This window comes from Cytobacillus sp. Bac17, assembly GCF_024519925.1.
In the GTDB taxonomy this organism is placed as follows: Bacteria; Bacillota; Bacilli; order Bacillales; family Cytobacillaceae; genus Cytobacillus; species Cytobacillus pseudoceanisediminis.
On the sequence record NZ_JALJRC010000023.1, the window covers coordinates 1 to 13687 of the forward strand.

Here is a 13687-nt window from a genome sequence, read left to right on the forward strand (position 1 = left end):
TGTCGATGCAGGCGATGCTTACTTTCGCTGCCATGAATTTGAAGAAAATGGCCAACTGGACTTGGCAAGGTCCAGAAATGGCCTAAATGATAACCTCGGAGAGGTCTGCAATTCTCTGTAATTACTTGAAGTCCTACAAAAAATCAAAAAAAGAGTTCGGAATGAGACTATTCCGAACTCTATTTGTCTACAAACTGAAAGCCGCCTAATTTTTAGGCGGCTTTTTCTAATTATTTCTTAAAAACTCCGGTCCTTTTCCGGAACTCCCTTCGAGGTCATTCCTCCAGATAGAATAAATTTCATTGCATTTTCCGGCTTAACATCTATGATCTCGATTTGATCCTTTGGTATTAAGAATGTGAAGCCGGCTACCTGGAAAGTCTGCGGAACATAGACAGCCGCATATTCCTTCAGCGGGTCATAAAATTCTTCCAATTCTTCTGAAGTAATAAACCCGAGACTCTTCATTTCGGTCCCAGGGATTGTAACCAATGCTACTTTTGAGAAAGATTTCTTTTCACCCAAGAAGGAATGGACAGTATCTTTAATGACTGTGTAAATCGTTTTAACAAGAGGAATTCTTTCCAGCATTCGATCCACAAGTTTAATAATGGAACCTGTAAGGAAATTGGTGGAAAGCCATCCTAATAAAGTAATCAGGATAAGTGTAGCTATTAGTCCGATTCCAGGGATATAATCATCTTTTAAATAAGGCTTTAAGAGATTCCCCAAAATGCTGTCTAAAAACAAAAAGGTTTTTACCACAACAAATATTGCTAAAATAATGGGCACAATTGTTAGAATCCCATTGATAAAATTCTTTAATAAACTTTTCATGAATTTCTCCTCAATCGAACGAAAAACCTTCCTATTCTGATCTGCTCAGGATGGAAGAAATTTGAATAACAGCATCGTTCGTGCTGTTGTTTACTGATTTTTCATCCGATACAATAAATTTCACATGGTGCGTTCCGTGATCAAGGCCGCTAATGATATACTGGTATCGCTCTTTAGTTAATGGCCACCAAGCGGATAAAGATGTGATATATGCATCATCTATAAAAACATCCATCTTTCCGCCTTTTTCACTTCGAATCATATTGACGCCTAGGAAGGGGCCGCTAAATTGATATTCAAGACTGTCACCCGCCTTGCTGCTCTCCCAAATGCCGTCTTTGTGAATAAATGAACCCGATATGTCCGTTACATGAGGAATCGATGCTATTTCAATATCCGCATTTTCATGAATGGGGGCAGAAAGTTCAGCAATTTCTGCATGACTGCCGGCTAATTCTCTTATTTTCTTTATTAGTGTATCTGCATATATTTTGTAGCCCTCATCATTTGGATGGACCATATCCTTTGTCAGTTCCTGAGCAGGCAATCCGGATTGTCCGAACGGCTTTCTCATATCCACATTTTTTGCGCCATAGTGATTAGAAATAACAGAAATGGCCTGGACAAATGCTTCATTATCAAGCGGATTTTCTGTAATGGTTATGATCTCGGTATCAGGGTAGAGCTGTTTGGTTTTCCGGATAAGCCCTTCGTAGAAATATGAAAATTGCTTTTCATCCATATATTTGCGGTCATTCTCCCCAAACACGATAAAAGTTAAATCAATTTTCCCTAAATGTTCGGATTGCTGAAGCTTATATAAGCCTTCAAAGGCAGTGGCACCGCTTTGGACTATAGAATGCCTTCTGGCTTTGATTTCAAATTCACTATGAAGATGCCGCTCAAGCCTTGTAAACCATGCAGATGATTTGGAGGTCGCACCTGACCCCCTGCCAATGCTATCCCCGATAATGAGGTAATTGATATTCTCTTTTGATGATAACTTTTGATACACGTTAGTTGGATTTGCCCCTTCAACTTTAGATAGGCTATCAAACAAATGATACAAACCATATATAAAAGTGATGATAAAAAAATATATGCCGATCTTCCTTTTCTTCATTGGTTTGAATCCCCCGCTTCTTTTCTGAATCCTTAATGTTATCGTACCCTAATAATGGCTATGGGGGAAGATTTAAAATGGAGTTCAGCGTTTTTTTATAAAAATGGGCAAATGCACATGCGGGTCAAGTTCTCCGCACATACATTAATATTGAAAATGCCCAAGAAATCTTGTTGAGGAGTGATTATTAATGTATAAAGGTGCAGTTGCTGGTGCTGGCTACGACCAATGTTTTCCAGGATATGGATATCCTGTAGCGGGTGCTCAATATGGAGGATGCGGATATGGCGGTTTCGCATTGATCGTCGTATTGTTCATTCTATTGATCATTATCGGAGCATGCTGCTGTGGAAATTGGTAATATAAAATGAATCTTGTGGAGGCTGCTCTTTAGGAGCAGCCTTCAGTTTGTTAAGGGGCCAGCAATTGCGGTTTATTCGCGGAATTTTACATAAACTTTTGTAAAACCGAACAATATTGATTAATTTTATTAAATAGTTCGTAAAAAGATTGACCATTTATTCAGTGTTTGATATAGTTACCTAGGGTTGATGAAATTAACGAATAATGCGTCTGGGGGAATAGGACGATGAATGCAAATTATGATGTTATTGTTGTCGGTGCTGGACCGGCTGGAATATTTACTTGTTATGAACTAACACTAAAAATGCCTGAAGCAAATATTTTATTAATTGATAAAGGTCATGATATTTATCGGAGGAATTGTCCGATTTTACAGAAAAAGATTGAGAAATGCCCGCCGGCCGCGGGAAGAAAAGAGTATGCAGGGTGTTTGCCGGCATGTTCAATCACCAATGGTTTTGGCGGAGCAGGGGCTTATTCAGATGGGAAATTCAATATTACAAGTGAATTCGGCGGCTGGATGACAGATTATCTCCCTGATTCCCAGGTTGTTGAATTGATCAAATATGTAGATGAAATTAATTTGAAACACGGTGCAACTGAAAGCATCACAGATCCAATGACGGCTGAAGTGAGAGATATTGAGCGCCGCGGTTATGCAGCGGGACTGAAACTTCTTCGTGCACAGGTTAGGCATTTAGGTACGGAGCAGAACCTTGAAATACTAAAAAGCATTTATGAATATTTGCGTGAAAAAATTGATATGTCTTATAAGACAGAGGTTGAAGATCTTATAACCGAAAAAACGCCTGATGGCCATCGCATTATGGGGGTTAAGCTTAAGTCCGGAAATGAAGTTCATGCTGATAAGGTGGTTGTAGCACCCGGGAGAGATGGATCTGTTTGGCTGGCAAACCTCCTGAAGTCCCGCCGCTTAAAGATGATCAATAATCAAGTCGACATTGGTGTCCGGGTCGAAACTTCCAATATTGTCATGGAAGAGATTAATAAACATCTTTACGAAGGAAAGTTCACATTTAATACATCTGTCGGTACAAGAGTTCGGACATTCTGCAGCAATCCTTCTGGCCATGTCGTAGTGGAAAACCACTCCGGAATCATGCTGGCGAATGGCCATGCTTATAAAGACCCTAAACTGGGAAGCCCGAATACAAACTTTGCTCTGCTTGTATCCCATACATTCTCAGAACCGTTTGATAAGCCAAATGAGTATGCACACGAAATCTCAAGGCTTGCCAACAGCCTTTCAAACGGCGGAATCATTGTTCAAAAGTATGGAGATATATTAAAAGGAAGAAGATCAACTGAGAAGAGGATTAAAGAAGGTTTCCTGGAGCCAACCTTAAAAGAGGCGGTACCTGGCGACCTAGGCCTTGTGCTTCCATATAATACAATGAAAAGCCTGATTGAAATGACTGAGGCTTTAAACCATGTATCTCCTGGTCTTGCATCAGAACATACACTTTTTTATGGCGTAGAGGCAAAATTCTACTCTGCGCGCCCAAGACTTAATAACCGTTTCGAAACGGAAATTAGCGGCCTTTATGTCGGCGGGGACGGTGCAGGCATCACTAGAGGTCTCGCACAAGCGGGAGCTTGCGGAGTCTGGATTGCAAGGGATATCGTAGAAAAGAAAAGCAATGCACCAAGAAGGGAAGCTGCAATAGTATAAAAGCAGAAAGGCCAAGCTGAAAAGCTGGCCTTTTTTCAATATGTAAAAACAGTCATTTCTTAACGAGATTGTATCTGATAAAATGTAAAAAAAATAAACAAGGCTCAAAGGAGCAAAGGAGAGGACATAATGCTTGCAGAGCGTTTAAAGCCAGGAGATGAAATCCGGGTCATTGCACCGGCAAGAAGCATGGCCATCATAAAAGGCGAACAATTGCGAATTGCCCAGGAACGGCTGAATCAGCTTGGATTCACAATAACATACGGCAAAAATGCAGAATTGCATGATGAGTTTTTCAGTACTTCTATTGAAGAGAGAATTGAAGATTTGCATGATGCTTTTACTGATCCTAATGTAAAGGGGATCCTCACAGTGATTGGCGGCTATAACGCCAACCAGCTTTTGAATTACATAGACTTCGAGATAATAAAAAACAATCCGAAAATACTTTGCGGATTTAGTGATATCACGGCACTGCAGGGAGCAATTTATAAAAAAACAGGATTGATCACCTATTCAGGCCCGCATTTTTCAAGCTTCGGTGTGAAACATGGGTTTGAGTACACTCTTGATTCTTTTATTAATGCAGTAACCAATGACGCTCCCTATGAAATCCTCGCTTCGTCAGATTGGAGTGATGATCCATGGTATCTTGATCAGGAAGACAGGCATTTCATCAAAAATAATGGGTATACGGTAATCCAGGAAGGGGATGCAGAAGGGAGATTAATTGGAGGGAATTTATGCACACTTAATTTGCTGCAGGGGACAGAATTCATGCCATCATTAAAGGATTCAATCTTATTTATTGAAGATGATGAGGAATCACATGCTCTTACATTTGATCGGGATCTTCAATCACTCCTGCACCTGCCTGATGCTCAAGGCATCAAAGGAATCCTGATTGGCAGATTTCAGAAGAATTCCCAGGTTACCGAAGAGGCACTGAGAAAGATTATTGAGTCAAAAAAAGAGCTTCACGGCATTCCTGTGATAGCTGATGTGAATTTTGGCCATGTACAGCCTTATGCCACTATCCCGATTGGAGGAAGGGCAGCAATAAAAGCAAAAGGTTTTGAAAGTGAAATTTGGATTGAACAGAGATAATTAATCCCCGGATCATATGCCGGGGTATTTTTATGCAAAGAAAAAAATACAACCATTTCCTGTAGTAAATCTCTGTAAATGTTTGTATTATATTTCTATCATACCCAAATGAGGTGCACAATGGAAATTCTGGAAAATCTAAAAGGCCTGGCAGAAGACAGGCAGTTTTTAAAGGCGCTGAATGTTCTGGCTAATGAGTTGGAAGATATGAAAAAATCAAAATTCTCAATTATTAAGAATAAATTAGCAAAAATATCTTCAGTTGAAGATTTTAAGCTGCTCATTCGATTATTTGACCACGGAGTGATGTACCAATATAGCGGGTTTCTTGCCCGCTATGCACACAGGCGTTTTAAAACACTTCAAACCGCCATTTGGTATTGCGATGAGTTAATTGACAGTGGAAGGTCACTGGAAGCAAATTATATTATAACGGAATATTTGAAAAAGATGCCGCATGAAGCAGAAACTGAGCTGAGGATAAGTGCTTTATTTACAGAAGTACATAGCCTTCTTGAGTTAAAAAGAACAAAAGAAGCAGTGAAAAAGCTCGTTGAAATGGAGGCGATCAGCGAAAAGCCAATCTGGGATAAACTTGGATTTTATTATCTGCAGATAGGAGACCGTGCAAAGGCAGAATCTCATTTAACTGCTGGCCTGAGAGATGAAGAACGGGGACTTGCTTGTTATCTTTTGTTATCAGATCTATACGCATCAAATGGAGGAGGAGGAAAGTCTCTTCAAACGATTAAAGAAGGCATGGAAGTCCACCCGCAGGCGCCTGCATTAAAATTGGAGCTTATTCGCAGATACAGAGATTTCGGCTTGCATGAGGACATGCTAGCAGAAATGAGTGAGCTCGATCGACTTGTTCCTTTTCACAGCTATGAGTGCTATTTTGAACATCTTAGAGCTCTTTCCTACTATCAAAAAGATGAACTTGAAAAATTACATCACTTTATCTCTCAGAAGAAAATGAAGGACAGTCCTTTCTCAGGAGATAAGGGGTTTTCTGAAACAGGTGATGCAGTAAAGCTCTCAATCAATCCAATTGTACAGAAAAGCAATTACTGTGTGCCTGCCAGCTTTGAAATGCTCTTTTCTTATTTTGGTAAAAAGGAAACTCAGGATGATATTGCTGAACATATTTTTGATGTGACTGGTTCAAAGCTGTCTGCATCTGCGGAATACCTTGAAAAAGAAGGTTTCGCATACCGTTTCTTTACAGGTGAAAAGGAGCGTTATAAGGCATTATTGCAGCAGGGGATACCCATCATCCTTAGTGTGGACTTTGAGGCATCTTCACATGTGCAGGTTATGATTGGGATTGATGAACGATTTGGCTTTTATTTGGTACAAGATCCAAACTTTCTTGATACAATGTATGTTCCTTATGGGGAGTTCCAAAAGCTTGCTGTAAATACTAACTTTTTGTCGATTGCGGCAGTGCCAATAGAGAGAGAGGCGGAGCTTGAATTCCTGCCTATGGATGATCACCTGTATTATAAAAAACTTCACTCCCTTTCGGAAATGGTTGAAGAAGACATAATGAAAAGTGAACCTGCTATGGCAGACTTTTTATCTTCTTCAATGAATGAGCCTTATACGCTCATATATACATTAAAATTTTTTTCCGGGGATAAACATAAAGAATTCATTATTAAATGTTCCGAAAAGCTGCTGGCCATTTTTCCTGAGTCAGACTTTTTTAAGCTGTATGCAGCTCAGGCATATATACGTTTAAACGAAATCGATCGAGCGGAAAATACTTTATCACTTGTCAATAGAAAAACCTTTAGCCCATTATACCAATATTTGAGTGGAAGGATCCAGATGTATAAGGACCAATACTATTCTGCGATTGGCTATTTCAGAAAATCCCTTCAGCTTGACCCAGACCAATACTATATTTGGAGTTATATTGCGCTGTGCTTCCTCTATAATTCTGAGACGGAAAATGCGAAAGAAATGTCAGACATTGCACTAAATATAAATGAGCAAGACCGCTTTATTAGAGTAAATCATGCCATAATTCTTACGGATCAGGAAAAGTACAATGAAGCACGCTCGATATTCAGCCAGCTTCTTCGTGAAGATCATGGTGATGCGCATGTATGGTATGAGAGAGCGAAGCTTGACCAGGCAGAAGGAAAAATCCGCAAAGCAGAAAGAGGCTACATAATTTCAGCCAGCCTGGATGCTGAAATTTCTTATCCATATCTGGCTCTTGCCGACTGCTATGAATATTTGTTTGAAGATAAAATGCGTGCTGAAGAGATTTTACTGAAAGGAGCGGGGGTATCAGGAAGTCCGCAGATTTTAATTCGCTTGGGTGATCTTTACAAAGATCATGAGGAATATGAAAAAGCAGAGAGTATTTACTTCTCCTGTATTGAAGAAAATCCTAATGAGGTTTTTGCCTATCTGGGTTATGCATTTGCTATCTCTGAAATGAAGAGGCCAGATGAAGCAGCAGAATTTATAAGACAACATGAAGCACGTTTCAGTGAGGATAGCGAATTTTTAATAAATGGGGGCAAACTGGTTGCAGACTTTGCACAAGACCTGAAGGATTCCCACCTGCTGGAGGCAGGAATGTCTCTAATTGAAAGGGGATTTAACTACGTTGATCAAAATCTGAATGAAGCCCTGGAGCTATATGTAAATATAGCAGAAGAGTCGCCTTATGTGAATCGTGCAATCGCTTTTCTGGAAGCAAAGGCTGATGAAGACTCTCAAACTGACTATCTATGCTATACGGGCACTTTATATGAAAGTGCTGAGCGATATGCTGAAGCAATTAGCCTTTATAAAAGAGCCATCGGGGAAAATGAAACAGCTTTTCCATACTACAGGCTGGGGGAAACGTATTTTAGACTTGAAAAGTTTGAACCGGCGATTAAAGCATTTAGAAAATGTCTTGATCTTAATCCTGAAACAGAGGGGGCATATAGCCGCATTGCACAAATCTATGGGATTTTAGGAAATGAACTGAAGGAAGCAGAGTATATGCTGAAGCTGATTGATAAGGCTCCTCTAAGAGTTAATATTGAATATTTATCAAGCTTACTATCCATGGAAGAGCTTCGGGGGGTTATTGAAAAATTAATTCGTATGCAGGGTGAAGTTCTGGAAACATGGAGATTGGATAGCCTTGCTTATGCTTATGGAGCTGCAGGAGACAGAATCAAGGAAGAGGAATGTCTTTTGCAGGCCCTGAATCTGGATTCTCAATTAGCTGAAATAAAACATCACTATTCAAAATTGCTTATAGAGAATAAGAAATATAAAGAGGCTAGGAAGCTTCTGGAGGAACTTATTAAAGAATATTGGGATGATGAAGACATATATGAAACTTTAATTGTGCTATTTGTCGAAACCAATAAAATTTTACACCTTCCGGCATTCCTCGGGAAAATTAGAACTGAAAAAACGGAAAAAAGCCAGGTATTCTTAAAGGCAGCTGATGCATTGGCCCAGCATGCAAGCGGTGTGGATTGGGAAGCTGATCAAAATTTCTCCTTCATTGGAAGGTTTGTTCAAAAGTTGAGAGAGAAGACAAAGCAGATTACTTTGTTTGGAGTGATTATCGACTTATATGAATCCTCAATCAGACATAATCCGTTTAATAAAAATGCACCAATCGGTCTTGCGGGATTCTATGAATCTGTAAATCTTGAGGAGGATGCCAAAAAGGTTCTGAAATCTTCTCTTGAAAAAGATTGGGATTTTATTACAGCCTATCAGCTTGTACAGATCCATATGGCGGGCGGGAATGATCCCATTGAGGAAGCTGCAGAGATGAACACAGCAATAAAACTGCTGGATGCCTGCCTAAAAGAAAAGCCGAACGATACACATCTCATGCTCTTAAAGGCAGTTGCATTTACACACAGGATGCGATTCACCCAGGCAGAAACAATCTTAAGAAAGGTGTTAACAGAAAATCCGTATGAAAAAGAAGCCCATTTTAGATACGGACAATTATTAAATAAAAGAAAACGGTATGAAGAAGCAATAGAGATTATGGAAGAAGGATTAAAGTTTCATACCGATGATACTTCCTTATATATTGAACTGGCTATTTCTTTTCATAAAATAAAGGATGTTGAAAAATCACTAAAACTAATGGAGGAAGCGCTTGAAATTGATCCTGATCTTTTGATAGCGAGATATAATAAAGCTTGCTATCTATCAATCTTAAATAAATTGAAAGAAGCTGAAGAAGAACTTGAGTATGTCTTTCATCATGATGAAGAAGGATATTTTCAAGAACTTGCAGAGGAAGACATTGATCTGATGAACCTGAAAAAAAGCATTATTTAACCAAAAAAACAGCCGATTACACCGGCTGTTTTTTTAATTCCTGCAAATGGTTCATTTTAAAGATATGAATATTCTTTAAGAAAGATTTTGGAAGTCATTTCATATATTTTAATATATTGGCCCAGAAGATAGCGTCACACTTTACAATTCTGCTTCAACTTTAGAGCCCAAGACGCTTTTTTTCCACGAATAACAATGGAGGGGTTTCTGAAATGGATCAATCAAACCTAATTAAGCCAATGCTTCATGCACATTATCCAGTTATTGATTATGGCATAGGCGTCTATTTATATGATACTGACGGAAAGGAATATTTGGATGCATCGTCTGGCGCGATAACGGCAAATATTGGCCATGGTGTTGAGGAAATCATTGAGGCAATGCATGAACAGGCTAAGAAAGTCTCTTTTGTGTATCGTTCGCAATTTACCAGCGGGGCAGCTGAAAAGCTGGCTCTTAAAATAGCGGAAGCGGCAATTGGCGACTTAAATTGGAGCTTTTTTGTGAACAGCGGCTCTGAGGCCACTGAAACAGCTATGAAAATTGCGATTCAATACTGGCAGGAAAAAGGCATTCAGACAAAAACAAAGGTGCTTTCAAGGTGGATGAGCTATCATGGCATAACTCTGGGTGCTTTATCAATGTCAGGTCATACGGGCAGAAGGGCGCGTTTCATACCGCTGCTTGAAGATTTTCCTGTCATTCATCCGCCATATTGCTATAGGTGTCCATACAAGCTGGAAGCGCCTGAATGCGGATATCTGTGTGCCCATGAACTTGAAACCGTCATTAAACGGATAGGGCAAGAGAATATTGCTGCATTTATCGCAGAGCCAGTCATTGGGGCTGCAGGGGGTGCTATAACCCCTCCAAAAGATTACTACAGGATAATAAAAGAAATTTGTGACCGGCATGACATTTTATTTATTGCTGATGAGGTTATGACCGGTTTTGGCAGAACGGGCACAATGCTTGCCTGCGAGCAATGGAATGTAAAACCTGATATTGTCGCACTTGGTAAAGGAATGGGGGCCGGGTATGCTCCGATTGCGGCTGCCCTTGTAAGCGATGAAATTATGAAGCCTATTTTGGCAGGGTCAAAGAGCATTATGAGCGGCCATACCTTAAGTGCCAATCCTCAGTCCTGCGCAGTTTCTCTCGCAGTGCTTGAGTATATTGAAAAAAACAACATCATCCCTGAAGTGGATAGCAAAGGTGTGTATTTGAAAAATAAGCTGACAAAACTGCAATCCAAATTTTCTTTTATTGGTGATGTAAGAGGAAAAGGACTAATGATCGGACTTGAATTTGTAAAAGATCATCTGTCCAGAGAGCCGTTTTCGAGAAAGTTTAATCTGACACAGAGATTAATACAGGAAGCGCAGGAACAGGGACTGCTTATTTACCCGGCGGGGGCAGGCAAAACCGGCATCGATGGAGATGCTGTATTGATTGCACCGCCGCTTACCATTACCAAAAGGGAAATTGATGATCTGGTGAAAAGGTTTGAAGGGACTTTGCAGATTTTCACAGAAAAACACTTGATCTTTGCTGAGGAAGAGGCTGAATAAATATGGAGAACACTTATAACAAAATCATTGAAATTGATGAGGCAATGAAGCATTTTCGGGATGGCATGATCATTATGTTTGGCGGATTTGGAGGAATTGGCACCCCTCCTGCCCTTATTGACGGAATTTTGGATAATGGATTCAAAGATTTAACGCTTATTGGCAATGATTCAGGGTTTCCCCATATTGGCATCGGGAAAGTGGTAAGCCAGGGAAGGGCGAAAAAAATGATTGCCTCCCATATCGGATCAAATCCCGTTGCTGGCCAATTAATGACAGATGGGAAAATGGAAGTGGAGTTTTCGCCACAGGGAATATTGGCAGAAAGAATCCGTGCAGGGGGAGTCGGCATCCCTGCCATTCTTTCCGATATTGGACTTGATAATGACATTGTAACAAGCAATAAACAAACATGTAATTTGAGTGGAAAAAAATATCTTGTTGAAACGGCTCTAACAGCTGAAATATCCATTGTCTTTGCAAAAAAAGCGGATCCTTACGGAAACTTAATTTATGACAAAAGTGCGAGAAACACAAACCCGCTTGTTGCTATGGCGGGAGATATGACCATTGCAGAAGTGGAGGAAATTGTCCCCCTTGGCAGCCTGGATCCTGATGAAATTATAACACCAGGGGTTTTTGTGGATTATATTGTCCCTTCGAAAGGAGTGAATTGGAAATGGGCATGGGAGTAGAAATCAGAGATCGCATTGCAAAACGTGCGGCTGAAGAAATAAAGAACGGGATGATTGTAAACCTTGGCATTGGAATTCCTTCGCTTGTTCCCAATCATTTGCCAGCTGGGACAAATGTGATGTTTCATGCTGAAAATGGCATTACAGGTATGGGGCCAAGTCCGGAGAAAGGGAAGGAAGATGAAAATCTCTGTAATGCTGGCGGATTTCCGGTTTCCGTTGTAAAAGGTGCTTCGTATTGTGACAGTACTATTGCCTTTGGGATGATACGCAGAGGAAGAGTTGATATGACGATCCTTGGCTCCCTGCAGGTGAGTGAAAAGGGAGATCTGGCCAATTGGATTGTCCCTGGTAAAAAAGTTCCTGGCATGGGCGGGGCAATGGAACTTGCCCAAAAAGCCAGAAAAGTAATTGTCCTTATGAACCAGACAGATAAGTATGGAAATTCAAAAATTGTGAACGAGTGCAGTCTGCCTCTTACATCTGCCCGCTGTGTAGACATGATTATTACGGAGATGGCTGTCTTTCAAATAACAAATCATGGTCTGACACTGACAGAATTGTTTGCACCGCACTCGATTCATGCAGTAAGGGCGAAAACCGGCTGCGGCTTTACCATTGCTGGGAATGTGAGAGTGATTAATTGATAGATAGTATCCTATGTTTGGCTGTGGTCTCAGAAAAGGAGTGGGAATATGAATGCTCATGCAAAGATTAAACAGTGGCTGGAAGAAAATAGGCAAAGGGGAACAAGACTTCTTCAGCAGCTTGTCCAGGAAGGAAGCATCCGTGGGAAAGAAAGCAGTGCACAGGCTGTCATCATTGAAAAATGCCGCAAACTTGGACTAACCCTGGATATTTGGGAGATTGGCAAGGAGCAATTGACCAAACATCCTGCTTTTTGTTCGGATAGAAAGGATTTTTCCGGAAATCCCAATGTAGTGGCTGTTTTGAAAGGAACAGGCGGAGGAAGGTCCCTTATCCTCAATGGCCATATTGATGTTGTTCCAGAGGGAGACCGAAATGATTGGGATCATGACCCATTTAGCGGCAGAATCGAAGATGGAAAACTATATGGCCGGGGTTCGACGGATATGAAAGGGGGAACAGTCTCACTCCTGCTTGCAATGGAAGCCATCATAACGCTTGGAATTAAGCTTAAAGGTGATGTGATATTCCAAAGTGTCATAGAAGAAGAAAGCGGAGGGGCGGGTACTCTGGCTGCTGTCCTCCGGGGATATACAGCCGACGGGGCAATCATTCCCGAACCGACAAATATGAAGCTCTTCCCAAAACAGCAGGGTTCGATGTGGTTTCGGATAACGGTAAAAGGGCGTTCTGCTCATGGAGGAACCAGATATGAAGGCATCAATGCAATCGAAAAAGCCATGACAGTTATGACAAAGCTTCAGGAACTTGAAAAATTAAGAAACCTTAGAATTGAGGATCCGCTATATTCCAAGATTCCTATACCAATCCCTATAAATATCGGAAAAATAAATAGCGGAGAATGGCCTTCTTCAGTGCCGGATATTGCCATCATAGAGGGAAGGATGGGGGTGGCGCCAGATGAGGAAATGAAATCTGCGGAAAAAGAGCTGGAACAGTGCCTGAAGGAAGCAGCACAAAATGATGCGTGGCTTAAAAAAAATCCTCCTCAAGTTGAATGGTTCGGCGGACGCTGGCTGCCTGGTGATTTGGAACAGGATCACCCTCTAATGACCGTAATATCGGAGTCTTTTGAAGAAGTAAAAGGCATGCAGCCGGCAGTTGAAGCATCACCCTGGGGCACGGATGGAGGCATATTATCCAAAGTGGGGAATACACCTGTTGTTGTCTTTGGCCCCGGTGTAACTGAAGCGGCCCATGATGTTAACGAGTATATCTCCTTGCAGGAAGTTTTTGAAGCTGCTGAAATCATTGCTCTGGCCATGATGGAATGGTGCGGCACTAATCAGTGAGAGGGGAAATG

The 13687-nt window shown here is 40.8% G+C and carries 10 protein-coding genes; 8 read left to right on the forward strand and 2 right to left on the reverse strand.

The window, feature by feature from the left end; translation table 11 throughout:
• Window positions 1-237: 237 nt before the first annotated feature.
• Together NR125_RS21390 and NR125_RS21395 are read right to left on the reverse strand one after the other, a co-directional pair.
• Window positions 238-837 carry a DUF502 domain-containing protein gene (locus NR125_RS21390; RefSeq protein ID WP_009332601.1) on the reverse strand — a complete coding sequence of 200 codons (600 nt, stop codon included), beginning with the start codon at window positions 835-837 and terminating at the stop codon, window positions 238-240.
• 31 nt (window positions 838-868) lie between these two features.
• Window positions 869-1960, reverse strand: coding sequence for an SGNH/GDSL hydrolase family protein (locus NR125_RS21395; RefSeq protein WP_019379708.1), 1092 nt, complete (start codon window positions 1958-1960; stop codon window positions 869-871).
• A gap of 190 nt (window positions 1961-2150) precedes the next feature.
• On the opposite strand from NR125_RS21395, the gene NR125_RS29655 reads away from it, so the two are divergent.
• The 8 genes from NR125_RS29655 to NR125_RS21435 all read left to right on the forward strand — a co-directional run bounded on the left by NR125_RS29655 (window position 2151) and on the right by NR125_RS21435 (window position 13676).
• Window positions 2151-2321 carry a YjcZ family sporulation protein gene (locus NR125_RS29655; RefSeq protein WP_009332599.1) on the forward strand — a complete coding sequence of 57 codons (171 nt, stop codon included), beginning with the start codon at window positions 2151-2153 and terminating at the stop codon, window positions 2319-2321.
• Between the two features lie 228 nt (window positions 2322-2549).
• Entirely contained in the window at window positions 2550-4016 is a 1467-nt protein-coding gene (locus tag NR125_RS21405) for an NAD(P)/FAD-dependent oxidoreductase (protein WP_019379707.1), read from the forward strand.
• A gap of 129 nt (window positions 4017-4145) precedes the next feature.
• Window positions 4146-5123 (forward strand): S66 family peptidase, encoded by a 978-nt coding sequence (locus tag NR125_RS21410; RefSeq protein ID WP_019379706.1) that lies wholly within the window; start codon window positions 4146-4148, stop codon window positions 5121-5123.
• 120 nt (window positions 5124-5243) lie between these two features.
• Complete coding sequence (locus tag NR125_RS21415; RefSeq protein ID WP_256816111.1) at window positions 5244-9449, forward strand: tetratricopeptide repeat protein; 4206 nt, start codon at window positions 5244-5246, stop codon at window positions 9447-9449.
• Between the two features lie 212 nt (window positions 9450-9661).
• The gene (locus NR125_RS21420; RefSeq protein ID WP_019379704.1) at window positions 9662-11020 is read left to right on the forward strand and encodes an aspartate aminotransferase family protein; all 1359 of its coding nucleotides are present in this window, start codon (window positions 9662-9664) and stop codon (window positions 11018-11020) included.
• Between the two features lie 2 nt (window positions 11021-11022).
• Window positions 11023-11715, forward strand: a complete 693-nt coding sequence (locus NR125_RS21425) for a CoA transferase subunit A (protein ID WP_009332593.1) — start codon at window positions 11023-11025, stop codon at window positions 11713-11715.
• On the forward strand, window positions 11700-12362 hold the full coding sequence (locus tag NR125_RS21430; protein WP_009332592.1) for a 3-oxoacid CoA-transferase subunit B: 663 nt from the start codon (window positions 11700-11702) through the stop codon (window positions 12360-12362). Before NR125_RS21425 ends, NR125_RS21430 begins: the two co-directional genes overlap by 16 nt.
• 48 nt (window positions 12363-12410) lie before the next feature.
• Complete coding sequence (locus NR125_RS21435) at window positions 12411-13676, forward strand: peptidase (RefSeq protein WP_071157286.1); 1266 nt, start codon at window positions 12411-12413, stop codon at window positions 13674-13676.
• Window positions 13677-13687 lie beyond the last annotated feature (11 nt).